The 23,305-nt window shown below is 25.9% G+C and carries 27 protein-coding genes; 22 read left to right on the top strand and 5 right to left on the bottom strand.

All coding sequences use genetic code 11. The annotated features are described in order from the left end of the window. The 8 genes from mobB to J2Z53_RS03000 all read left to right on the top strand — a co-directional run bounded on the left by mobB (position 1) and on the right by J2Z53_RS03000 (position 5,410). Positions 1-492, top strand: a complete 492-nt coding sequence (gene mobB / locus J2Z53_RS03035) for a molybdopterin-guanine dinucleotide biosynthesis protein B (RefSeq protein ID WP_209795743.1) — start codon at positions 1-3, stop codon at positions 490-492. Between the two features lie 22 nt (positions 493-514). Then, positions 515-1,006, top strand: a complete 492-nt coding sequence (locus J2Z53_RS03030; RefSeq protein ID WP_209795742.1) for a MogA/MoaB family molybdenum cofactor biosynthesis protein — start codon at positions 515-517, stop codon at positions 1,004-1,006. Then, positions 991-1,770, top strand: a complete 780-nt coding sequence (gene modA, locus J2Z53_RS03025) for a molybdate ABC transporter substrate-binding protein (protein WP_209795741.1) — start codon at positions 991-993, stop codon at positions 1,768-1,770. The genes J2Z53_RS03030 and modA overlap by 16 nt, the downstream gene beginning before the upstream one ends. Before the next feature lie 4 nt (positions 1,771-1,774). After that, on the top strand, positions 1,775-2,431 hold the full coding sequence (gene modB / locus J2Z53_RS03020) for a molybdate ABC transporter permease subunit (RefSeq protein WP_209795740.1): 657 nt from the start codon (positions 1,775-1,777) through the stop codon (positions 2,429-2,431). Positions 2,432-2,443: 12 nt separating this feature from the next. After that, positions 2,444-3,463, top strand: a complete 1,020-nt coding sequence (locus tag J2Z53_RS03015) for a molybdopterin-binding protein (protein WP_209795739.1) — start codon at positions 2,444-2,446, stop codon at positions 3,461-3,463. A 5-nt stretch (positions 3,464-3,468) separates the two neighbouring features. Further along, positions 3,469-3,945 carry a cyclic pyranopterin monophosphate synthase MoaC gene (gene moaC, locus J2Z53_RS03010; protein ID WP_209795738.1) on the top strand — a complete coding sequence of 159 codons (477 nt, stop codon included), beginning with the start codon at positions 3,469-3,471 and terminating at the stop codon, positions 3,943-3,945. 62 nt (positions 3,946-4,007) lie between these two features. Then, entirely contained in the window at positions 4,008-4,979 is a 972-nt protein-coding gene (gene moaA, locus J2Z53_RS03005) for a GTP 3',8-cyclase MoaA (RefSeq protein ID WP_209795830.1), read from the top strand. A gap of 2 nt (positions 4,980-4,981) precedes the next feature. Beyond that, the gene (locus tag J2Z53_RS03000; protein ID WP_209795737.1) at positions 4,982-5,410 is read left to right on the top strand and encodes an MOSC domain-containing protein; all 429 of its coding nucleotides are present in this window, start codon (positions 4,982-4,984) and stop codon (positions 5,408-5,410) included. Positions 5,411-5,539: 129 nt separating this feature from the next. Here J2Z53_RS03000 and yjeM read toward each other — a convergent pair whose 3' ends face one another. Beyond that, on the bottom strand, positions 5,540-7,036 hold the full coding sequence (gene yjeM / locus J2Z53_RS02995; protein ID WP_209795736.1) for a glutamate/gamma-aminobutyrate family transporter YjeM: 1,497 nt from the start codon (positions 7,034-7,036) through the stop codon (positions 5,540-5,542). A gap of 231 nt (positions 7,037-7,267) precedes the next feature. On the opposite strand from yjeM, the gene J2Z53_RS02990 reads away from it, so the two are divergent. Then, the gene (locus tag J2Z53_RS02990; protein WP_209795735.1) at positions 7,268-9,427 is read left to right on the top strand and encodes a YhgE/Pip domain-containing protein; all 2,160 of its coding nucleotides are present in this window, start codon (positions 7,268-7,270) and stop codon (positions 9,425-9,427) included. 25 nt (positions 9,428-9,452) lie between these two features. Further along, positions 9,453-11,612, top strand: coding sequence for a YhgE/Pip domain-containing protein (locus J2Z53_RS02985; RefSeq protein ID WP_209795734.1), 2,160 nt, complete (start codon positions 9,453-9,455; stop codon positions 11,610-11,612). Positions 11,613-11,715: 103 nt separating this feature from the next. Here J2Z53_RS02985 and J2Z53_RS02980 read toward each other — a convergent pair whose 3' ends face one another. From J2Z53_RS02980 to J2Z53_RS02965, 4 genes are all read right to left on the bottom strand, one after another. Further along, complete coding sequence (locus J2Z53_RS02980; RefSeq protein ID WP_209795733.1) at positions 11,716-12,873, bottom strand: AI-2E family transporter; 1,158 nt, start codon at positions 12,871-12,873, stop codon at positions 11,716-11,718. Between the two features lie 163 nt (positions 12,874-13,036). Further along, positions 13,037-13,219, bottom strand: a complete 183-nt coding sequence (locus tag J2Z53_RS02975) for an alpha/beta-type small acid-soluble spore protein (RefSeq protein ID WP_209795732.1) — start codon at positions 13,217-13,219, stop codon at positions 13,037-13,039. A gap of 208 nt (positions 13,220-13,427) precedes the next feature. Next, a complete protein-coding gene (locus J2Z53_RS02970) occupies positions 13,428-14,396 on the bottom strand; it encodes a P1 family peptidase (RefSeq protein WP_209795731.1) in 969 nt (322 codons plus the stop codon). Positions 14,397-14,463: 67 nt separating this feature from the next. Continuing rightward, entirely contained in the window at positions 14,464-15,054 is a 591-nt protein-coding gene (locus J2Z53_RS02965) for an ECF transporter S component (protein WP_209795730.1), read from the bottom strand. A gap of 345 nt (positions 15,055-15,399) precedes the next feature. On the opposite strand from J2Z53_RS02965, the gene J2Z53_RS02960 reads away from it, so the two are divergent. The 12 genes from J2Z53_RS02960 to J2Z53_RS02910 all read left to right on the top strand — a co-directional run bounded on the left by J2Z53_RS02960 (position 15,400) and on the right by J2Z53_RS02910 (position 23,292). Continuing rightward, positions 15,400-16,380 (top strand): PD-(D/E)XK nuclease family protein, encoded by a 981-nt coding sequence (locus J2Z53_RS02960; RefSeq protein ID WP_209795729.1) that lies wholly within the window; start codon positions 15,400-15,402, stop codon positions 16,378-16,380. Further along, positions 16,361-16,927, top strand: a complete 567-nt coding sequence (locus J2Z53_RS02955) for an NUDIX hydrolase (RefSeq protein WP_209795728.1) — start codon at positions 16,361-16,363, stop codon at positions 16,925-16,927. Before J2Z53_RS02960 ends, J2Z53_RS02955 begins: the two co-directional genes overlap by 20 nt. Before the next feature lie 411 nt (positions 16,928-17,338). After that, positions 17,339-17,776, top strand: coding sequence for an ACT domain-containing protein (locus J2Z53_RS02950; protein ID WP_209795727.1), 438 nt, complete (start codon positions 17,339-17,341; stop codon positions 17,774-17,776). Between the two features lie 272 nt (positions 17,777-18,048). After that, positions 18,049-18,702, top strand: coding sequence for a putative ABC transporter permease (locus tag J2Z53_RS02945; protein WP_209795726.1), 654 nt, complete (start codon positions 18,049-18,051; stop codon positions 18,700-18,702). 179 nt (positions 18,703-18,881) lie between these two features. Next, a complete protein-coding gene (locus J2Z53_RS02940; protein WP_209795725.1) occupies positions 18,882-19,385 on the top strand; it encodes a GNAT family N-acetyltransferase in 504 nt (167 codons plus the stop codon). A gap of 32 nt (positions 19,386-19,417) precedes the next feature. Next, on the top strand, positions 19,418-20,041 hold the full coding sequence (locus J2Z53_RS02935) for an HD domain-containing protein (protein WP_209795724.1): 624 nt from the start codon (positions 19,418-19,420) through the stop codon (positions 20,039-20,041). 113 nt (positions 20,042-20,154) lie between these two features. Then, entirely contained in the window at positions 20,155-20,637 is a 483-nt protein-coding gene (locus J2Z53_RS02930) for a hypothetical protein (RefSeq protein WP_209795723.1), read from the top strand. 146 nt (positions 20,638-20,783) lie between these two features. Next, positions 20,784-21,389: a hypothetical protein gene (locus tag J2Z53_RS02925; RefSeq protein WP_209795722.1), complete on the top strand. Its 606-nt coding sequence runs from the start codon at positions 20,784-20,786 to the stop codon at positions 21,387-21,389. 90 nt (positions 21,390-21,479) lie between these two features. Next, complete coding sequence (locus J2Z53_RS12905; protein ID WP_268835767.1) at positions 21,480-21,614, top strand: clostri-philic family protein; 135 nt, start codon at positions 21,480-21,482, stop codon at positions 21,612-21,614. 90 nt (positions 21,615-21,704) lie between these two features. Beyond that, positions 21,705-22,142: a GNAT family N-acetyltransferase gene (locus J2Z53_RS02920; protein ID WP_209795721.1), complete on the top strand. Its 438-nt coding sequence runs from the start codon at positions 21,705-21,707 to the stop codon at positions 22,140-22,142. Between the two features lie 58 nt (positions 22,143-22,200). Beyond that, positions 22,201-22,764 carry an NUDIX hydrolase gene (locus J2Z53_RS02915; RefSeq protein WP_209795720.1) on the top strand — a complete coding sequence of 188 codons (564 nt, stop codon included), beginning with the start codon at positions 22,201-22,203 and terminating at the stop codon, positions 22,762-22,764. A 27-nt stretch (positions 22,765-22,791) separates the two neighbouring features. Then, positions 22,792-23,292 (top strand): AAA family ATPase, encoded by a 501-nt coding sequence (locus J2Z53_RS02910; RefSeq protein ID WP_209795719.1) that lies wholly within the window; start codon positions 22,792-22,794, stop codon positions 23,290-23,292. Positions 23,293-23,305 lie beyond the last annotated feature (13 nt).

The raw sequence follows: 23,305 nt of genomic DNA, 5'->3' as shown, positions 1-23,305 counted from the left end.
ATGTCAAAAGTTATAAATGTAGTAAGTGAATGTTCAAATGTTGGAAAGACAACTTTAATTGAAGGACTTATAAAAGAACTTAAATTAAAAGGATATTCAGTAGGAACAATAAAACATGATGCTCATGAATTTGAAATAGATAAAAAAGGTAAAGATACTTATAGGCATAGAATGGCTGGAGCAGATACAATAATAATATCATCTAAAAAAAGAATGGCTATGATAAAAGAACTAGAATATGAAATTCCTTTGGAAAAACTTATAGCTATGATGGAAGATAAAGACTTTATTATAGTTGAAGGATATAAAAAGAGTTCATTAAGAAAGATAGAAGTGTTTAGAGAAGGAATAAGTAAAAATATTATAACTCCAAAGGATAAACTAATTTTTCTAGCAACAAATGTTACTAAAAATATTCCAAGTGTAAAAGAAGTTAATATAGACGATTATAAGAAGATGGTAGAATGTTTAATTAAACTAGAATATAATTAAAAAATATAGGAGATGGTGTATAGTGTATACCTTAGGAATAATAACAAGTAGTGATAAGGGATCAAAGGGAGAGAGAGAAGATAAAAGTGGAAAAATAATAAAGGAAATTGCAGAGAAGGAAGATTTTTTAGTAAAAAGATATGTAGTTATCCCAGATGAAAAAGAAGAATTAATAGAAGAAATGAAATATATGAGTGATGAATTAAAGGTGGATTTAGTTCTTACAACAGGAGGAACTGGTTTTAGTGAAAGGGATGTTACTCCAGAGGCTACAAAGGCTGTAATACATAAAGAAGCTCCAGGAATATCAGAGGCTATAAGAAATTATAGTTTTACAATAACAAAGAGGGCTATGCTTTCAAGAGGAACATCAGGAATTAGAAATAAAACATTAATAGTTAACATGCCAGGTAGTCCAAAGGCTTGTAAAGAAATATTAGATTATTTATTAAATGATTTAAAGCATGGATTAGATATAATGAAGGGGAGTGCCTTTGAATGCGCAAGAAAATAATGTCTTTAGTTTTATTTGGAACTATGCTTATTTCACTAGTTGTTTTATCAGGTTGTGATAAAAATGATAAAAAAGAAAGCAAACAAATAACCGTTAGTATAGCAGCGAGTCTTCAGAAGCCTATGGACAAAATAAAGGAAGAATTTAAAAAGGAAACAGGAATTGATGTTAACTATAACATAGGTGGTTCTGGTACTTTAAAGAAACAGATTTCTCAAGGTGCAGATGTTGATATATTCTTTTCAGCAAATACAAAATATGCAAATGAATTGGTAAAAGAGGGGTTAGTGAATAAAGATAATACTTATAACTTTTTAACAAATTCTCTTGTTTTAATTGGTGGAAAAGATGAAAACAAAAACATAAATTCATTAGATGATTTAAAAAATGTTTCAAAGAAAATTGCTATTGGAGAAATTTCAACTGTACCAGCTGGACAATATGCAAAACAAACTTTAGATAAATTAAAGCTTTGGGATGATTTAAAGGGTAAGTTTGTTTATGCAAAAAGTGTTAATAATGTAGTAAATTATGTTGATAGTGGAGATGCATCTTATGGATTTGTTTATAAAACAGATGCCATGAAAGCAAAAGATAGCAAAATAGTATATGAAGTACCGAATAAATATCATAAAAAGATAGAATATGTTTTATGTTTACTAAAGAACACTAAAAACAAAGAAGAAAGTGAAAAGTTTGTTGACTTTTTAAAAGGTGATAAAAGTAAGAAGATATTTAAGGAATATGGATTTGGAGTAGAATAGTAATATGATTTTTAATGCATTTTTTATATCTTTTAAGGTAGTAACTGTTTCAGTTATATTAAGTTTAATATTAGCTTTAATAGGAAGTTTTTTCTTAATTGAAAAAAACATAAAAGGAAAAAGTATAATAGAGACAATAATGATTTTTCCTATGTTTTTGCCACCATCTGCAGTGGGATATTTAATATTAATTAATTTAGGAAACAGGGGAGTTATAGGAGAATTTCTTTCTAATAATTTTAATTTAACTATTATATTTACATGGTTTGCAGCTGTAATTTCAGGAGTTATAGTATCTCTTCCTGTTATGTATCAAAGTATTAAGGCGGCACTTTTAGGAGTAAATGAAGATATAAAAAATGCAGCAAGAGAAATGGGTGCAAGGGATAATCAAGTTTTTAGAAAGATAAGTTTACCCTTATGCAAAAAAGGCATTTTAACAGGGTTAATACTTAGCATTGCTAGAGTTTTTGGAGAGTTTGGGGCTACTATATTAGTTGCAGGTAATATTCCAGGAAAAACGCAAACAGTTCCAATGGCAATGTATTATGCTATAGAAAATAATGATGATACAACTGCAAAGACTATACTTATTTTAATTGTGATTATTTCAATTATATTAACCATATCATATAACAAAATATTAAAAAAAGTAGTATAAGGAGAGAAAGGTATGAAGAGCGTTAGAGTTGAAGATGCAGTAGGAATGATATTATGTCACGATTTAACTAAAATAGTTCCAGGAGAATTTAAAGGAAGAGCATTTAAAAAAGGACATATAATACAAGAGGAAGATATAAAGGAACTTCTTTCAATAGGTAAGGAACATATATATGTTTGGGAAAATAAAGAAGGAATTCTTCATGAAAATGATGCTGCTGTAAGACTTAAGGATTTAGTGTGTGGAGAAGGTCTAGAATTTGGAGAGATAAAGGAAGGTAAAATTAATTTTAAAGCTGCAAAGGATGGACTTTTAAAAATAGATAAAGAAAAATTATTGGAAATAAATATGCTTGGGGATATAATAGTTTCAACTATACAAAATAATACCCCTGTAAAAAAGGGAGAAGTTATTGGAGCTACAAGAATAATTCCACTTGCAATTGATGAAGAAAAAATAATAGAAGCAGAAAAGCTAATTAAAGAGAGTATAATTAAAGTTATAGATATAAAGCCTAAAAAAGTTCATATGATAACAACTGGAAGTGAAGTTTATCATGGAAGAATAAAGGATGCTTTTGGACCAGCTGTAAGGAAAAAGGTAGAATATTATGGTTGTACTTTAGAAAATCAAGTTATACTTCCAGATGATAAGGAAAAAATAGTATGTGAAATAAAGAAGGCAATAGAGAGTGGAGCAGAAATGATACTATGCACAGGAGGAATGTCTGTTGATCCAGATGATGTAACTCCAACTGCAATAAAAGAATGTGGAGCAGAACTTATTACTTATGGAGCACCAGTACTTCCAGGAGCTATGTTTTTATTAGCTTATAGTGGAGATATTCCTATAGTTGGACTTCCAGGATGTGTAATGTATTGCAAAAGAACAATATTTGATTTAGTTCTTCCAAGAATATTAAGTGATGAAAGATTAAGCTTTAGAGATATAGCTTTATATGGACATGGAGGATTCTGTTTAAATTGTGATGTTTGTACATTCCCACATTGTTCTTTTGGAAAGGGAGAATAGTAAAAATGGATAAAAAATTCAATCATTTTGATAAAGAAGGAAATGCAGTTATGGTGGATGTAACTGAAAAGAATAAAACAGAGAGAGTAGCAATTGCAACTGGAAAAGTAAAAGCAAGTAAAGAAACAATTGCTCTTATAAAAAAAGGAGAAATAGGAAAAGGTGATGTTTTAGGTGTTGCTAGAGTTGCTGGTATTATGGCTATTAAGAAAACATCAGATCTTATTCCTATGTGTCATCCATTAATGATAAGTGGATGTAGTATTAATTTTGAAATAGATGAAGAAAATTCAGAAATAATAATAACATCAAAAGTTAAGATTTTTGAAAAAACAGGAGTTGAAATGGAAGCATTAACAGGTGTTTCTGTTGCAGCACTTACAATATATGATATGTGTAAAGCCGTAGATAAAAAAATGGTAATAGAAGATATACATTTAGTTAAAAAAACTGGTGGAAAGAGTGGCGAATTTAATTACTAGGGCAGAGATTTTAGTTATGTGTTTTTTAGATAGCCAATTATTAAAGTTTTGAGGTGAGTACGATAAAAGATAAATATGGAAGAAATATAGATTACCTTAGAATTTCTATTACTGATAAATGCAACTTAAGATGTATATATTGTATGCCAGAGAAAGGAAATATTTTTTGTTCAGAAGATAATAAACTTTCTAATGAATATATTTATAGAATTTCAAAGGAAGCTGCAAAGCTTGGAATTAGAAAAATAAGACTTACTGGAGGAGAGCCTTTAGTTAGAGATAAAATAGTTAACTTAATAAAAGATATAAATTCTATAGATGGGATAGAGGATATTGCTATAACAACAAATGGAATATTATTAGACGATAAAGTTAATGAATTAGTAGAAGCTGGACTTAAAAAGGTTAATATAAGTTTAGATACGCTTAAAAGTGACAGGTACTTTAAAATTACTAGAGGTGGAGATCTTTCAAAGGTTACATCTGCAATTAATAAATGCTTAGATAAAGGAATTAAAGTTAAATTAAATGTAGTTATCGTTAAAGGAATTAATGATGATGAAATAATTGATTTAATGAAATTAACAACAAAGAAACCTTTGGATGTTAGATTTATAGAATTAATGCCTATTGGAGAAGGGAAAAATTATAGCGGAATTTCAAATGAAAAGTTAATTGAGTTTTTAAAAAATAAAAAGATTAAATTTTCTTATATAAAAAGAAATTCCCATGATGGACCAGCAGAATATATAAAATTAGAAGATGGAATAGGTAAGATTGGATTTATTAGTGCCATGAGTAATTGCTTTTGCAAAGAATGTAATAGAATTAGAATTACAAATGATGGGCTCCTTAAGCAATGTTTAAATTGGAGAGGAAAAGTAAATTTAAAGGAGCTATTAGATAAAGGTATTAGTGATGACGATCTTAAAGAAGTACTTAAAGAAGAGATATACAATAAGCCAGAAAAATATCTCTTTAAGATAGAAGATAAAAATAAAGAAGAAAAGTTTATGAATGAAATAGGAGGCTAATTATGGGCAAGGTAGCAGCAATTTGCACAAGTCCTAAAAAAGGAACTGCAAAATATGAAGTTAAAGAGGCACTTTTAATTGAAGATTTTGGAATAAAAGATGATGCTCATGCAGGAAAGTGGCACAGACAAGTAAGTTTATTAGAATTAAAAAAAATAGAAGATTTTAATTCTGAAGGTGGAAATGTTAAATTTGGAGATTTTGGAGAAAACATTGTAGTAGATGGAATAGAAGTTGATAAATTAGATATTGGACAAAAGCTTAAAATAGGAGATGCTATTTTAGAAATAACTCAAATAGGTAAGAAGTGTCATAGTGAATGTGAAATATTTCATAGAGTAGGAAAGTGTATAATGCCTATTCATGGAGTATTTAGTAAAGTTTTAAAGGGTGGAAATATTAAATTAAATGATGAAATAGAATTAATTTAATAAAAATAGCTATACTTAAAGCAATTAAAATATTACTTTAAGTATAGCTTTTATTTTTACTTTTTTATAAATAAGGTAGTTTACTTAAGAATTTAAATTTTATTATTTAAATTCTTAAGTTTAAATATATTAATTTAAAGTTTTAGATTTTTTTTCGTATCTATCATAAAGAATTAAGGCTATAATAGTAAATACTATTGGACCTGCAATTTGGAAGATCATAGCTGTATAATCACCAGTAGTTAAAACTGGTTGTATAATTGTAAATATATTTGCAAATGTAACAGTTATAATAACAATTATAGTCCAAACTTTAGTTGATAAATGAGTTTTAAATACAACGAAAGGTTTTACTATATTTTCTTTCTTTTTGAAAGAAATAAATGCTAACGCAATAAATATATATGGTATAGTCATTGCAACATTACTCATTAATATTAAGTAATTGAAAAATTTAGAAGCTGTATCTCCACCGAATGATGAAATTAAAATAATGGCAACAACAACTATACATTGTATTATCATTGCATTTTTTGGCATGTTATTTTTATCAAGTTTAACCCATGATTTAGGCCATACTTCTTTTGGAGTTCCTTCTATTAATTGTTTTATAGGAGCATATACCATTGTAAAGAAAGCTCCAAGTAAAGCTAGAAACATTGAAAGACCTATAAATCTTGCAAATATACTATATAAAATTTGAGAAGTATGTACTCCAAGATGTAAAGCCATTCCTAAAGAATATCCTAAGTTACCCATTACAACATAAGCTACATTTGCCATATTTATATCACTACTATTTAATGCACCACTCCAATTAGTGAAAAATCCTACACAAAGTATTTCAATTGCATATGCAACAGCTATAACTATTGCTGCAATTTTTATTCCTTTAGGGAATGTTTTCTCAGGATTTTCAGTTTGGTCAACTAGTCCACCTATAACTTCTAATCCTCCATAAGCAAATATAGCAAAAACCATAAAACCTAAAAGTCCTATAGGAGATTGATAAGATGGATTTGGAGAAGTTATAAGAGCAGAAGCTGTAATTGGTTCTGCTAATTTAAAATGATTTAAAACTAAAACTAAAATTGCAAGAACAAATAATATAATATTTGAAAGGGCAACAAATGTTCCACCAATTGAAGTAATCTTTTTTATACTATTTAGTCCTTTAGTAGCAAAAATTGTTATAACTATAACTAATATTGATCCAAGAATAGCCATTGTATGTGGAGTGCTTAAACCAAATAAAGACCAAGTAGATGTAGTGTCTTTACCAGAAAAAACATTTGATAATGGTATCCATATAGATGATGATACAGAAACCATCCATATAACATTTGAAGCATACCACATAAATGTAACTATAAATGCATACTTAGGTCCAACAGATAAATTCATCCAAGAATATATACCACCTTTTTCATTTTTAAAAGTAGCTCCATATTCAGCCATCATAAATGCATAAGGTATAAAAAAAGTGATTGCTGAGATTATATACCAAGGTATTGCTGAATATCCCATAAGGTAAAAAGCTCTAGCAATGTTTGTAAATCCAAAAACAGAGGTAAATATCATCAAAATTAGTGATATTAATGTAAGTTTTTTAGTGTCTGTACTCATAAAGTGCCTCCTTTAAGTATAATATTTATAACTTTATCACAGTAAAGTTATAAAATGATTAAGCAATTATAAATATTTCATTAATATTACTAAATATACATTAAAAAATGATCATAATATTAAATTAATTTTATGTTAGACATAGAATGTTCATAAAAAATTTATTAACAATACATTTAAAATTGATAAAATTATGATATTGTCATTATTTAAAACTTTTGGAGGTGAAATATGAATAAAGTTATTTCAGTATTTAAAAGGGATATGAAAGCTATTATTAAAAATCCAGTTGCGATGTTAATAATAGTTGGAGTATGTGTAATTCCTTCACTTTATGCTTGGGTAAATATAAAGGCTTGTTGGAATCCTTATGAAAATACAAGTACAGTTCCAATAGCTGTGGTTAATAATGATAAGGGAACTATTATTGATAATAAAGAGATTAATATGGGAAATGATGTAGTTTCAGAACTTAAAAATAACAAGGCTATAGGATGGAGATTTGTTGATGTAAATGAAGCAAATTTAGGAATAATAGATGGAAAATACTATGCCATGATAGAAATTCCAGAAAATTTTTCAAAAGATTTAACTAGTTTAGCAACAGATAATCCAGTTAAGCCAGAAATTATTTATAAGGTAGATACTAAAGCGAATCCAGTATCAGGTAAAATAACTGGTATTGCAAAGGAGCAACTTGTTGATCAAATTAAATCTAATTTTGTGTCAACAGTTAATAGAATAATATTCTCTTCTTTAAATAAAGTTGGAGAAAAACTTCAAAAAAATAAAGGGGATATAATACAATTAAAAAATGCAATAATTAGGATTGATAAAAATTTAAATTTAATAATAGCATCATTAGATGATACTAAAAATAATGCTAAAAATCTAAATACATATCTTACTAGTATAAAGTCTACTCTTCCTCAAGTTACAAGTGGAATCGATGCTATGCAAGATAGTACAAAGCAGTCTAAGGAATTAACTAATTACACAAAAAATATTGTAAATACTTCTTTTAGTAGTTTATCTATTAATTTAAACCAAATAGAGTCTTCAAGTGATAGAATGAAAGCACTTTTAGCAAGTTTAAATGAATTAGCATCTAATGGCGGGGCAGAAGGTGCTAGTACAACAATAAGTTTTATGAAACAAGAAATAAGTTTTATGAATAAGAGTATTGATAATATTACTAATTATTTAAATGAACTAAATAAAAAATCATCAAATGCTGATATTTCAAAAATGATTGCTTCTTTAAATAAATTAAAAGAGTCTTTGAATTCAGAAAATCCAAAATTAGATGATTTAAATAATTCATTGCAATCAACAGGAAAATTGAGTAATGGTATTTTAAGTGATATTAATTCATTAAATTCTTCAATGAGTGGTAATGTAAATAAAATTACAAAAGAATACAATATAAATGCTAAAAAATCAATTGAAAAAATATGTAATAACTACATAAAAGCAACTGAAGATGCAAATAAATTACTTGGAAGTTCAAAAACAATGGTTAAAAATATGAATGGACTTATAGATTCAGCACTTAAAGGAACAAGTTTAACATATGATACATCAAATGATTTAGAAGAAAAGTTTAATTATTTTAAAAGTTCAATTGACTTTTTAAGTAAAAAACTTAGTGATATAAGTGATGATGATTTAAGTGAAATTGTAACTATACTTCAAAGTAAACCTGAAGTTATGGGATCTTATATATCAGATCCATTTAATGTAAAAGATGAGTCAATTTATAAAGTTCCAAACTATGGATCAGGGATGGCACCTATATATTCAGTATTAGCTATGTGGGTTGGAGGCCTTATATTAACTTCGCTTCTTACAACAGATGTAGCTCCTTTTGAAGGAAGTGAAAATCTTACAGTTAAAGAAAAATATTTAGGAAAACTTTTAACATTTTCACTTTTGGGAGTAATACAAGGTCTTATAATTACATTAGGAGATAAATTAATACTTGGAGTTTATACCGTAAACCCTGTACTTTTTATTATTTTTGGAATGGTAGCTTCACTTTGTTTTAGTATGATAACATATACCTTAGTATCATTGTTTGGAAATATAGGAAAAGCTATGAATATAATACTTTTAGTAATACAAATTGCAGGTTCAGGTGGAACATATCCAATTCAAGTTGATCCTAAAATATTTAGAATACTACAACCATTTTTCCCATTTACTTATGCATTAGGTGGAGTTAGAGAAGCTATAGCAGGACCACTTGTTAGTAGTGTAGTATTAGATTTTACTATGTTGTTTGTATTTTCAGCTATAGCATTAATAATGGGAATATTTTTTAAAGAAAAACTTTGCAAACATATAAGAAAGTTTGAGGATAAATTTGAGGAATCAGGAATATCAGAATAAAGAATTATTCTTTTAGGAGGAAAAAATGAGAAAAATATTTAAGGTTTTTAAGAGAGATTTAAAAAATATCATTAGAAATCCTGCTGCCATAATAATAGTTCTAGGACTATTCTGTATTCCTTCACTTTATGCCTGGGTCAATATAAAGGCATGTTGGAATCCTTATGTCAATACAGGAGAAATTCCTGTTGCAGTAGTAAATGATGATACAGGAGCAAGCATTAAAGGTCAAAGTATTAATGTTGGAAATGAAATAGTTGAACAATTAAAGAAAAATAAAAGTATAGGTTGGAAGTTTGTTGGGAATTGGCAAGGTAATTATGGGTTAAATGAAGGAGATTATTATGCTTTAATAGAAATCCCACCAACATTTTCAAGTGATTTAGCAAGTTTATTAACTAAAAATCCTAATAAGCCAGATATAATATATAAAGCAAATGAAAAGGTGAATGCAATAGCAACTAAAATAACTGAAGTAGCTAAAAATAAATTAACTCAAGAAATAAGGAGTAATTTTATTAATGCAGTTAATAAAGAAGCTTTTAAGTATTTAAATCAATTTGGTGGAGATGTTAAGAAGAATAAACCACAAATATTAGAACTTAAATCAACTTTAGATCAAACTCAAGATAATTTAAATAAAATAGAGAATCAATTAAATGCTTCAAGTGGAAATATAAATAATATTCAAAAATATTTAAATGAAGCTAAAGGAGAACTACCAACAGTAACTAACTCTATAAATTCTCTTCAAGGCATGGTACAAGGAAATAGAGATCTTATAACGAATACTCAGATGAGCGTTCAAGATTTAAGTAATTCAATGAAAAATGATTTACTACAAGTTCAAATGATTAATGATAAATATAATGAATTTTTAAATAAATTAAGAGATATTAACAATAATCCAGATAGTAATAAAGATTTAAATAATATCATAGATAAAATGCAATCTTCTATAGATGTATTAAATAATATAATTGAAGCTGATAAAAATTCTCTTAAAAAAATAAATAGACTATTTGAAAAAGATTCTATTGAAAAAGAAATAGCTAATTTAAGTGAACTTCAAGCAATATTATTTAAAAATAAGGCAACATTAAATGAACTTAAAAATGTTGTTAATTCAGGTAAGGATAAGGCTGCTATAAATAAAGTAATTGATAAATTAATGAGTTTAAGTTCAAATATATCAAGTAGTTTATCAGCTTCAAGTAGTAGTTTTTATAACAGTACACTTCCAGCCTTAAATTCAATAGGAAGTAGCTTAGTACAAGGAATCAATAGCACTAATAATGTATTAGAGGGAAGTAAGGTTATAATACCTCAATTAAATGCATTAGCCAATTTTGGAATAGCTAGTGGAGATGTAGCATCTTCCCAAATATCAAATGTAAACTTAAAGATTAACGAATTTAAAGGTAAATTAACAGGAATTGAAAATGATACAAAAGATATAACTGAAAATAGCTTAAATGACGCTATTAATATGATGGAGAAAAATCCAGAAACTATGGCATCATTTATGTCATCTCCTATAAATGTTAAAAATGTAGAAGTATATGATGCAGGAATTTTTGGAGTTGCATTAACACCTTTTTACACAGTTTTAGGTATATGGGTTGGAATACTTCTTATGTCAGCATTACTTACAACAGAGTGTGAAGATTTTGAAGATGGAGAAAAAATTTCTGTTATGCAAAAGCATTTTGGGAAAATGTTATTATTCCTTACAATAGGAATAATACAAACTATAATAGTTTTACTTGGAGATATTTATATACTAGGTGTTAAACCTAAAAATACAATGGTATTCTTTGGAATGGGATTATTAAGTTGCGTTGTATTCACATTTATAATATTTACTCTTGTTTCGTTATTTGGAAATGTAGGTAAAGCTATTGCAGTTGTAATTATGGTATTTCAAATTGCAGGTGCAGGAGGAATTTATCCAATACAAACAAACCCTAAAATATTTGAAGTGTTACAACCATTATGGCCATTTACCTATGCAATTGATGGATTTAGAGAAGGTATTGCAGGACCTATTTGGTCAAGTACAATTCATAATGTAGAAATGCTTTGTTTATTTGGAGCAATATTCTTTATACTTGGAGCTTTAAAGAAGCATATTTATAAAGTAACAATATTTATGGAACATAAATTCAAAGAAGCAGGATTGTAAAATAAAAGTGGTAGATTAAAAATCTACCACTTTTATTTTACAAAAAGATTTTTATTAGTTTTCTTTGAAAAACTTTTTTATTACGTGTAATTTTTATAATAATTTACTTGTTTAATATATCTTTATTTGACAACTCTTTTGATATTAATTTATTATTTGTATTTTCTTTAAGTAATTTATAAATTACTCCAAATAGAGGTATTCCTATAAGCAGTCCAACAAAACCAAGAAGACTTCCACCAACTAACATTGCAAACATAACCCAAATAGCAGATAGTCCAATATAATTTCCAACAACTTTTGGATAAATTAAGTGACCTTCAAATTGTTGAAGGACAATTATAAATATTATAAAGACAAGTGCCTTTATAGGATTTATTATAAATATTAAAAATGCTGAAGGTATAGTTCCAAGGAAAGCTCCAAATATAGGAATTAAACTTGTTACTCCAACTATAAATCCAATTAAAAGAGCATAAGGAAGTTTTAATATAAGCATTCCAATAAAGCAAAGAGTTCCTATTATAACAGCTTCTGTACATTGACCTGCAATGAATTTTTGAAAAGTTTCATTTGATAGCCTGCCTACTTTAAGAATATAATTTGCAGTTTTTTCTTTTAAGTGAGCATATAAAAGTTTCTTACATTGAAAAATAAGAACTTCTTTACTTGCAAGCATATAAATTGCAAATATTACAGCTAAGAAGAAATTAACTACTCCAGATGTGAGACTAACAGTTATATTAACTAAACGATTTAATGTAACTCCTAAAAATTGTCCTGCAAAGCTTAAAACATCTTTCCAAGCATTTAAAATATCATTCCATACTTTGTCAAAGCCTTGAAAATTTCCAAGATTTGAAGTAACTAAATGTTCAAATGATTGTACATAACTTGGAACACTATCAATTAATTTTGAAAAACTATCTACAAGTTGTGGTATAACAAATATTATTAAAGTAGTTAATAAACTAACTACAAGTAAAATAGTTATAACAATGGAAAGGGCTCTTTTAAAATATTTTAAAAATGGGAATTTTTTAGAGTTATCCATAAATTTTAATATTTTATTTTCTATTAACTTCATTGGTATATTCAAAACAAAAGCAATAGCTATTGCAAGTAAAAATGGACTTAGTATACCTAAAATTTTACCTAAAAATGTCCAAACTGTTGATAGGTTTAAAACTATATAAGCTAATACTATTATGTATGTAGCAATTAGCATATAAGGTTTAAGATTGTTTTTTATATATTTCAAATTATATCCTCCTTAAATAAAATTAATAACTATGATTTTTTATATAAAAAACATTATATAATGATATCCAATTTATAACAACTAAAAATGGATAAATTCATAAATTAAATTAAATAAAAAATGGTAGAAAGTTAATTCTACCATTTTTTATTTAATTTAATTATTATTTAATTTTATTTTCGTATTCTTGAACCATTCTCTTAACCATTTCTCCACCAACGCTACCGCATTGTTTTGAAGAAAGATCTCCATTGTAGTCAGTAAATGGAACTCCCATTTCGTTAGCCACTTCATTCTTGAATTTTGATAATCCGTCTTTTGCTTCTGGTACTAATTTTGTTGCCATTTTAAATTCCTCCTTAAGTAAATAAATTATTTTGTAAAGTTTGTTTGATTTACTTTACACTCATAGTTTGCTTCCTTTTAAGTTTTATAAACTATATTATTATAGCCATTTTTGGAATCTAAATATATATAAGGAAAAAATATCTTAATTAAGTTATTTATAGAAGCAAAAGGCTTTTATGTTTTACCCATTTTAATTTTGAAATATACTAATTTTTCAAATCATTAAAAGATGGAACTCCATTAATAGATGATGCCTCTTTTACAGCCCTAATAATAGCTTTTTCCATAACTTTAGCAGCAATCATTCCAACAGTTGATACATCGGAAGGTACTTCATTAGTTGACATTGTGAAAATTGTATCTCCATCAAACATTGTATGAGCTGGTCTCATAGTTCTTCCAAAACCATTATGAGCCATAGAAGCAATTTTTTTTGCTTGAGCTTTTGTGAAATCTCCATTAGTTACAATTACACCGATAGTTGTATTACCTTTAAATGGATTTTTAGGATTTTCTAAATTTTTTAACAATAGTTCTTCACTATTTAAGAAAGTATTAGTTTTTTTATCTAAAGCACCTGCAATAATTTCTAAGTTTTCTGGATTAACAACATCACCTAAACAATTAACAGCAACTATAGCACCAACTTTAAGAGGACCAACTTCAACAGCGTAGGTTCCTAATCCACCTTTCATAGCAGTAGATTCTCCTAAAATTTTACCAACAGTTGCACCATAACCTGCTCCAATATTTCCATTTGTGTCATCATTATATTTTTCGCTATTTATACAAGCTTCGTATCCCATTCTTTTATCAGGTCTTATTTTGGGATTACCAAGAGCTAAATCAAAAAGTACAGCAGAGCAAACAATCGGAACTTTAGTAACCTTTACATCAAAACCTATATTTCTTTCCTCAAGATATTCCATAACACCAGAAGAAGCATCAAGACCAAAGGCACTTCCACCAGATAAAACAACTGCATTTATTTTTTCAACCATTTCTGATGGATCTAAAAGATCAGTTTCCCTTGTGCCAGGTGAACCACCACGAACATCAACACCACCTGTTGCACCTTTTTCACATATTATAACAGAGCAACCTGTACATCCCACTTCATTTTGGGCATGACCAAGTTTAATACCTTCTATATCAGTAAATTTGATTTCCTTCATAAATAAAACCCCCCATTTTCATATTATAAAAAAGCTCCTATAAAATTTTATAGGAGCATAATATTTCTTATTTTTTAATTTTCTTAAGTGTAAGTACTACTGGTATTGTAATAAGTGCTGATAAAATTGCTTCTGGAATACCATTTGTAACTCCTACAGTAGCAATTGCTGCGCCAGTTGCAGATGGTGCTATACCTAAAGCATGTGAATATTTTTCTAAATAAATAAGATAAGTAAGACCTAAAACACCTACAGTATTAGTCATTGTTCCAATAACTGCAGCAATACCAATTGAAGTAGAATCTTTCTTAAATTTGTTTTTTAGAAATTTATAAACGTAGTAGGCAACTATTCCTATTAATACTCTTGGAATAATAGCAATTATTGGATTATAAAATATAAATGATGTTGGTGTTGGAGTTGTAAAAGCTTGATACATTGAAAATAAACCAAAAACTCCTCCTACTAATGCTCCAACTATAGGACCTTCAATTATTGCACCTATAATTACAGGTATGTGCATTATAGTAGCTTTCATAAATGGAAGTGGAATAAATCCAAGTCCAGTTAATCCCATAAAAATTGATATACCTGAAAGCATACCTATAATTACCATCTGGCGAAGTCCTAAAACTTTTTTTTGTGTACTTCTTTCCATTTTGTAACCTCCGTTCTTATTCCCCCATTTAGGATATAATTCGGCAAAAAACAATTTAAAAATTTTTGAATTTTGCGTTCAGTTTCTTATAAAAGAATACCGACATCATATATTTTACAATTAAGTAAAACTAGTTTCAATAGATATTGTTAAAGATTTGTCTATATTTAGCTACAAAATATGTAAAATGAGAGAATTACTAGCCTAGAAGATAAAAAATAAATTTATTCTGAAAATTTGAAAAAATAAGTTATTTATATGTAATTTATTAAATTAAGTTTTATAGTTTTAATAAGATTTTTCAAATAGTATAATAATTAATATATTTAAGTCTTGGAGGAGAGTATGAAAAAAGATAAATTCTTTGTAAAGGATTATCCAGAAAAATCTTGGAGTATATCTAAAATAAAAACAATAAAGTCTTGTTTAAGGGAGTATTACTATACATATTATGGTTCATATAGAGGATGGGAATACGAAGCAGATTATGAAAGGAAGGTAACTTGGAGATTAAAGAAGTTAACTAATATATGGATATATTTTGGAGATATAATTCATGAGGGAATTAAAGATATTATAAAATATAAAATTAATAATAAGGAATTAGAAGTTAATATAGATAGATTTAAGAATTTTATAAGAATGAAATTAAATACATTAGTTAAACAAAGTAATAGAAATGATAGAATATTGGAATGGAACAATTATCCTACAGGGAAAATGCTTCAGGAGTATTATTATAATGGAAAGCTTGAAAAAGATGATATAAATGAAATTAAAGAGAGAATAGAGCAATGTGTGGAAAACTTTTTTGAGAGTAAGAGTTTTAATGATATTAGAATAAGAAATTTTTGGGATGTTCTTGAAATTGATGAGAAAAAATTTGATTATATATTTATAAATAATATTAAAGTATTTGCAATTATAGATATGTTATATATTGATGGAAATGGAAATTGTATAATAGTAGATTGGAAAACTGGAAAAGAAAGTGAAGATGATAAAAATCAGCTTATAGTATATACCCTTTATGTAATGGATAAATATAAAATGCCTTTAGAAAAGATTATAGGAAGAATTGAATATTTATTTACTGGAGAAAATAAAGAATATAAATTTTCAAATAGTGATTTAGAAGAAATGAAGTTAAAGGTTAAGCAAGAAATTAATGTTATAGATGCAATGCTTGAAGATAAAGAACTTAACAAACCAAAACCAAAGGAAATGTTTGTTATGTGTGAAGAAGAATATAAATGTAAAAAATGCAAATACAAAAAATTATGTGAAATGGAAAGAGGAGATTTAAATGAAATTATTAGAAATTAAAAAGCAAACAGATAATAAGTATTTAAACATGTATGAACTAAAACTTGAAAATAAAAAGGGAAATTTAAAAAGATACTTTGTAGCAAGTAGAAGGGATGAAAAAGATCTTGCTTGTAAAACAAAAGATCATAATAGAGCAGATGGAGTTATGATAATTCCAATAACTAAGGATAATGAAATTATATTATTAAAACAATTTAGACCAGCAATTAATGATTATATATATGAGTTACCAGCAGGACTTATAGATCCAGGTGAAACTATGGAGGAGGCAGCTAAAAGGGAACTATTTGAAGAAACTGGCTTAAAGGCATCAAGTTATGAAGTGTTTTTAGATGCAAGTTATACTTCAGTTGGTATGACTGATGAAACAACTGCTATAGTAAAAATGGATGTTTATGGAGAAATAAGTACAAAAAACTTAGAAGAAAATGAAGAAATTGAAGTTATAAAATTAAAAATAAAAGATGCAAAGGAATTTGCACATAGTCATAATGTTTCAATAAAAGGAGGAATAATATTAAATCTTATAGGTAATGGAATATAATTAAGAATTAATATTCGTACATAATATAAATACACTTGTATTTCAATTAAGTACATGATATTATTATAGTATAAATTAATTATTTGTATTTAATGAAATAAATTAAGGGGAATAAAATTTATATAAATAAATTATTTATGAATAATTAATTATATCGAAAAAATTGGGGTCAGGTATTTATTATATAAAATTTTATGTAATAAATAGATTTAATAATTAATAAAAAATAATTGATATTATTAAAAAAGAATCATATAATAATGTGGCGTCAAAATATTAGGCGTAAATTAAACAATATTAATTATTAAATAAACTTTAGCAATAAGAAAAAAAGTGTTAGTAGTCGGGGCTTTAGGCTAAATACTTATTTGTAAATAAAATAGGGGTAATTGTTATAGAAGGTGGTAACAAATGAAAGGTAATTATTTAGTTATTGACAAAAAGGTTTTGCCGGAAGTATATGAAAAGGTAATAGAGGTTAAAAAAATATTAAAAGAAGGAAAAATAAAAGAAATAACAGAAGCCACAAAAAAAATAGGAATTAGCAGAAGTGTATATTATAAGTATAAAGATCATGTTTTTGATTTTGCAGAAAGTGTACAGGGGCGAAAAATGACTTTCAGTATGATAATAGAACATAAAAAAGGTGTATTATCAGATATTTTAAATTATATATCTGATAAGGGTGGAAATGTATTGACAATAGATCAGGGAATACCTATAAACGGTTCTGCTAACTTAAGTATAACAATAGATATGTCATCTTTAGAATGCGACTTAACAGGTTTACTAGGGGGACTTGGTGATATGCCAAACATTGAAAAGGTAGATTTTATAGCAATGGAGTAAAATAAAATCTTATATAAGCTTGATAAATAAAAGTGTAATATGTTTTTAGAAAACTTAAAGTCTAATAAAAATATGTTTCATTAATTTATCAAGCTTTTTTTTTGATAATAATTTTTAAAACACTAATAAAAATTAAAAAAATTTTAAAAAGATTTTTCTTATTAATATTTAATATAATGATACTATATTAAATATTAGAATTCTTTTAAATTAATATTTAATTTCAGTTATATACTATAAATTAAAATATATAAGGGATAAGAGGTAGTTTTATGGTTAATTTAAAAAAAGGAATAAATATTTATAAGTTAATTTGGATTTTTATGTTAGGATCTGTTTTAGGATATGCAGTAGAAATGCTTTGGTGCTATATTAGAAATGGTTATTTTCAAAGTAGACAAGGTTTGTTATATGGACCATTTAGTCCTGTATATGGTATAGGAAGTGTTTTATTGACTATATTGTTATATAGGTTTAGTAAAAAAGATGGATTATTAATATTTTTTGTAAGTGCTATTTTTGGAGGATTTTTTGAATATGCATGTTCATGGATTCAACAAAAAATGACAGGAACAATATCTTGGGATTATACAAGTAAAGCACTTAGTATAAATGGAAGAACTAGTGTTGAGTACTGTGTATTTTGGGGAATATTAGGTTTATTTTTCTTAAAGGAAGTATATCCATTTTTTGAGAAGATTATTTCACATTTCTCTGATAAATCTATAAGAATTTGGACATATATATTTATAATAATTATGGTGCCTAATATAGTATTATCAGCATTAGCTGTAAGAAGGGAAGTAGCTAGAATAAATCATATTAAAGCAAATAGTTTTATTGATAGGTTTTTAGATACACATTATCCAAATTCATATTTGAAAAAGATATATCCAAATATGATTTTTCCAAAGGAAAAAAAGTAAGAAAATATTAATCATAAATTTAATAAAATGAATAAATAATTATTACCCACATAGAAATATTAGTATAAATAATTATGGTTAAAAGCAATGGAAATAATATTCTATTGCTTTTAATAAAATAATATTATAACTATATACTATATATGGTATAATATAACATAAAATAAAGGTGGGGTATTATGAAATATATAGATACTAAAATAAAAGGATTTAAACTCAGAAAAACTTTTAAAGAAGATGTTGATTTAATATTAAGTTTAATAAAAGAAATTGCTGATTATGAAAATATGTTAGATGAAGTTATTGCAACAAAAGAGAGTATAAAAGAATCAATATTTGAAAAAAAACAAGCAGAGGTAATGATAGCAGAATTTAATGGAAACCCAATAGGTTATGTATTATATTTTTTTAATTATTCAACATTTGTAGGAAGAGCAGGATTTTATTTAGAGGATATATATATTAGAAAAGAATATAGAGGCATGGGAATTGGAAAAGAAATATTTAAAGTCATATCTAAAATAGCGCATGAAAACGGATGTAAAAGAATGGAATGGAGTTGCCTAAATTGGAATACACCATCAATAAAATTTTATAAAAGTTTAGGTGCAGTTCCAATGGATGGATGGACAGTATATAGATTAAATGAGGATAATATTAAAAATATTATAAATAAAAAATAGAGAATATATGGAATTGAGAGGAATTTATTGAGATGAGTAAATATTTTAATTCAATAAGAGAAGAAATTAATTTACTATATGATAATAAATATAAAGAAAATATTTATGATATATATCATTTAGATAGAGTATATAAAATGGCTAGATATATAAATTATAAAGAATCATTGGAAATAGATGAGAATATATTATGTTTATCTTGTTATATGTATAGATTAAATTTATTTTTTAAAAATATTAATGATAAAAATGAGTATATTAATAAAATTTTTGATAAATTAAATTTAAATGATAATATAATAAATAAAGTTAAAGAGTGTATAGAATATAAAGATATTAAAAATTTATCAGTTGAATCAAAAGTCTTAAAGGATGCAGTTAATTTAGATAAATTAGGTGCAATTGGAATAGGAAGAGCATTTATTATGGGAGCTTATAAAGAAGAAAGTTTATATAATCCAAATATAGAGCTAGAAAGTTATAAAGATAGAGAAATAGAAAAAAGTTCATCAACAATTCATTATATTTATGAAAAATTAATGAAATTAGAAGAAGATATGGAAACTGATATAGGAAGAACTATAGCTAGAAAAAGAATAAATTATATGGAAGAATATTTAAATAAGTTTTTTGAAGAATTTGAAGTGATATTATAAATTATAAGTAAAAATTAATAAATATTTTATAATAAAAAAATATTCTATCTATAATTTTAATATACTATGATAAAATGTGTTATAGATAATTTAATTTATTGAAGGTGAAAAAGATGAAAAACAAAAAGAAAAAAGTAATTGGAATTATAATAGCAGCTATAGTATTGGCCTTGTTAATATTTAATACGCAAAGAGAAACTAAAAAGATAAATGAGTTTAAAGTTTATTTAAATGGTCATAAAGCTGAATTTTCTCAATATATGATAGGAAAAGAAGAAAAAGAATATAAAAAATTAATAAAAAAATCAAAAGATGCTATTTCATACAGAAATGTTCAGGCTATGCCACAATTAGAAAAAGAACTTAATGACCTAATTGATAAAGCACAAAAGGAGAATGAAAATATTTTAATAAATCAATTAAATGGTATAAAAATTATTGATTTAAATAAAATAGAAAAAGATAAAAGAGGAAAGATAAAGGAACAAATAAATCTAGTAGATACTTTAATTAAAAATAAAAAGTACAATGATGCTAGTAAAATACTTAATGAATTAAAGAAAGAAATATATAATTCAATAAGTTTAGAAAATTAATAAAAATGCTCTGAATAATTTACTTTTCAGAGCATTTTTTAATTAAATTATATAAATAAACAATAAATATTTTTGTTGCAGTATATATTTAAAAATAGTAATATTTAATTGTAATTAAGAAATAATAATATTAACGGAGAAAGAAGATGAGAAGGACTTTAATATTTTTATCAGCTTTAATTGTAATAATTAGTGGAGGAGTATATTGTATTAAAAATGGTAATGATAAGCAAGTAGTACAAGCATTACAAAATTATAATGAAAATCCTAATGGACAACAAGTTACAAAAAAAATAGTAAAACATGCTAAAAATACAAATGATAAAAAGATTTTAGATGAGATTGAAGGTATTTGGGGCAATGGAATTATATATAGTTATATGAATGATTCAAAACATACAGATGAAGTTTTAAATAAGTATTCAATGTTAGCTAAAAAGAATGTTATAATATCTGATCATAGATATTTTAGCGGGTTCGATAAATTTAGTTATAATAAGGAATTTAGAGATCCTTATTATAAAATAAATAAAGTTAATGAGGAGAATATTAATAAAAATTTAAAGGGAACTCATATTATTAAAGAAAATTTTAATGAATCTTATATGAGTGGACAATATTATAAGATAACAATAATAGAAGAAAATAAAGATAGTGTAGAACAGAATAGTTGTCCAATTTTTTATACAAATGGAAAGGTTTTAATAATAAATTATAAAGGATGCTTTTTTAGATATACAAAACTTAATTAAATTTAAAATTCTTTCATGTAAAAATTTAATATAAGTGTATTTTTAATTCTTATAAAGAGAAAGATAATACATGAAGGGAGTGTTTAAGTTATGCCTAAAAAAGATAATCTTGGAACACCTATGCAAAAAGGTGAAAGAAGACAAAGACTACATGAAAAACAAAATAATGTTGGAAATGATAAGAATCCACCGCAATACAAAGATTTTAATGGAAATCCATTATAAATAGTAAATTAAGCGTTTTAACAATTAAATAAGTTATTACGCTTAATTTTTTAATAGATTTAGATAAATTAAATTTTAGGAGAGAGTATTATGAGATTTGAAGAAATTACTCTAGAACATTTAGACCAAATAGTAAGTTTTTATATTGAATCCTTTAATTCACCACCTTGGAATGATAAGTGGACAAGAACTACTGCAAAAAATAGATTAATACAAATGATAAACTGTGAAGGTTCTTATGGATTAGTTTGTTATTATGAGAATAAGCCAGTAGGTATGATACTTGGAAATCATGAGTATTATTATGATTGTATGCATTTTAATATTAAGGAACTTTGTGTAGATAATAGTAAGAAGGGAATGGGAATAGGAAAGAAAATATTAAATGAGTTTACCATTAGGTTAAAAGATAAGGGGATTAAAAAAATATATTTGTATACTTTAAAATCTAATATGACAGAAAAATTTTATATAAAAAATGGATATGAAACAATAGAAGAAATAATAATGATGGAAAAAACTATATAAAGGTTTTGACTTTAAATTATATAAATAATAATATTTATATAAATTTTGGAGGAAATTTATGGATTGGAAAAAGGAAATAGAAGAATATGTACCAGTAAATGATCAAGAAATAAAGGATAAAGAGAATATTCTTATGTGTATAAATAATTTTGAGGATGTGTTTACTAGAAAAAATGTAGTTTGTCATTTAACAAGTTCAGCTTTTGTACTTAATAAAAATAAAGATAAAGCTCTTATGGTTTATCACAATATATATAAGTCATGGGCGTGGACAGGCGGTCACATGGATGGAGATAAAGATTTTTTAAAAGTTGCATTTAAAGAACTTGAAGAAGAAACAGGATTAAAAAACGCAAAACTTTTATATAATGGAATAGCATCATTAGATGTCCTTCCTGTAAATGGTCACATAAAAAGGGGAGATTTTGTATCACCTCACCTTCATTTATCAGTAGCATATCTTTTTGAAGGAGAAGAGGATGGAAATATTAGAATAAAAGAAGATGAAAATAGTGGAGTTAGCTGGATACCTTTAAAAGAACTTAGAGAATACACAAAAAAAGAACCTTTTATGCAAAGGGTATATGAAAAAATTTTAAATAGGATAAATATTAAAATCTAAATGTAATTGAAAGAAGGGTTAATTGATATGAAAAAATTAATTGTTGTTAATGGAACAATGGGGGTTGGGAAAACTAAAACTTGTAAAGAACTAAATAAAAGGCTTAAAAATTCAGTATGGTTAGATGGAGATTGGTGCTGGAAGATGAATCCATTTATAGTTAATGAAGAAAATAAAAAAATGGTAAAAGAAAATATAGCCTTTCTTCTAAACAATTTTTTAAATAATTCAAATTTAGAAAATATTATTTTTAATTGGGTAATACATGATGAACAAATATTAGATGATATTTTAGAAATGATATCAAATAAGGATTTTCAATTAAAGAAGATAACATTAATATGTTCTAGAAAAGTTTTAAAAAGAAGGATATCAAGTGATATAGCAAAGGGAAAAAGGGACATAGAATGTTTAGAGAGAAGTCTTAAATATTTTGATTTATATGAAGATATGGATACAGAAAAAATTGATACAAGTGAAATGGCAACAGAGGAAATAGTAGAAGAAGTTATGAAACTAATTGAATAGTACATAAAAGTTA

Source organism: Clostridium moniliforme (assembly GCF_017873235.1).
Lineage (GTDB): Bacteria > Bacillota > Clostridia > Clostridiales > Clostridiaceae > Clostridium > Clostridium moniliforme.
Note: the sequence above shows the minus strand (reverse complement) of the source record. Positions and strands in the feature narration are given on the sequence as shown.

Coding starts and splice junctions, on each gene's coding strand:
- mobB (WP_209795743.1), top strand. CDS start 1: ATGTCAAAAGTTATAAATGTAGTAAGTGAATGTTCAAATGTTGGAAAG.
- yjeM (WP_209795736.1), bottom strand. CDS start 7,036: ATGAGTACAGACACTAAAAAACTTACATTAATATCACTAATTTTGATG.
- J2Z53_RS02910 (WP_209795719.1), top strand. CDS start 22,792: ATGAAAAAATTAATTGTTGTTAATGGAACAATGGGGGTTGGGAAAACT.
- J2Z53_RS02915 (WP_209795720.1), top strand. CDS start 22,201: ATGGATTGGAAAAAGGAAATAGAAGAATATGTACCAGTAAATGATCAA.
- J2Z53_RS02965 (WP_209795730.1), bottom strand. CDS start 15,054: ATGGAAAGAAGTACACAAAAAAAAGTTTTAGGACTTCGCCAGATGGTA.
- modA (WP_209795741.1), top strand. CDS start 991: ATGCGCAAGAAAATAATGTCTTTAGTTTTATTTGGAACTATGCTTATT.
- J2Z53_RS02960 (WP_209795729.1), top strand. CDS start 15,400: ATGAAAAAAGATAAATTCTTTGTAAAGGATTATCCAGAAAAATCTTGG.
- J2Z53_RS02940 (WP_209795725.1), top strand. CDS start 18,882: ATGAAATATATAGATACTAAAATAAAAGGATTTAAACTCAGAAAAACT.
- J2Z53_RS03015 (WP_209795739.1), top strand. CDS start 2,444: ATGAAGAGCGTTAGAGTTGAAGATGCAGTAGGAATGATATTATGTCAC.
- J2Z53_RS02930 (WP_209795723.1), top strand. CDS start 20,155: ATGAAAAACAAAAAGAAAAAAGTAATTGGAATTATAATAGCAGCTATA.
- J2Z53_RS03000 (WP_209795737.1), top strand. CDS start 4,982: ATGGGCAAGGTAGCAGCAATTTGCACAAGTCCTAAAAAAGGAACTGCA.
- J2Z53_RS02975 (WP_209795732.1), bottom strand. CDS start 13,219: ATGGCAACAAAATTAGTACCAGAAGCAAAAGACGGATTATCAAAATTC.
- J2Z53_RS02925 (WP_209795722.1), top strand. CDS start 20,784: ATGAGAAGGACTTTAATATTTTTATCAGCTTTAATTGTAATAATTAGT.
- J2Z53_RS12905 (WP_268835767.1), top strand. CDS start 21,480: ATGCCTAAAAAAGATAATCTTGGAACACCTATGCAAAAAGGTGAAAGA.
- J2Z53_RS02970 (WP_209795731.1), bottom strand. CDS start 14,396: ATGAAGGAAATCAAATTTACTGATATAGAAGGTATTAAACTTGGTCAT.
- J2Z53_RS02955 (WP_209795728.1), top strand. CDS start 16,361: ATGAAATTATTAGAAATTAAAAAGCAAACAGATAATAAGTATTTAAAC.
- J2Z53_RS02950 (WP_209795727.1), top strand. CDS start 17,339: ATGAAAGGTAATTATTTAGTTATTGACAAAAAGGTTTTGCCGGAAGTA.
- J2Z53_RS02935 (WP_209795724.1), top strand. CDS start 19,418: ATGAGTAAATATTTTAATTCAATAAGAGAAGAAATTAATTTACTATAT.
- J2Z53_RS02945 (WP_209795726.1), top strand. CDS start 18,049: ATGGTTAATTTAAAAAAAGGAATAAATATTTATAAGTTAATTTGGATT.
- modB (WP_209795740.1), top strand. CDS start 1,775: ATGATTTTTAATGCATTTTTTATATCTTTTAAGGTAGTAACTGTTTCA.
- J2Z53_RS02985 (WP_209795734.1), top strand. CDS start 9,453: ATGAGAAAAATATTTAAGGTTTTTAAGAGAGATTTAAAAAATATCATT.
- J2Z53_RS02920 (WP_209795721.1), top strand. CDS start 21,705: ATGAGATTTGAAGAAATTACTCTAGAACATTTAGACCAAATAGTAAGT.
- moaC (WP_209795738.1), top strand. CDS start 3,469: ATGGATAAAAAATTCAATCATTTTGATAAAGAAGGAAATGCAGTTATG.
- J2Z53_RS02990 (WP_209795735.1), top strand. CDS start 7,268: ATGAATAAAGTTATTTCAGTATTTAAAAGGGATATGAAAGCTATTATT.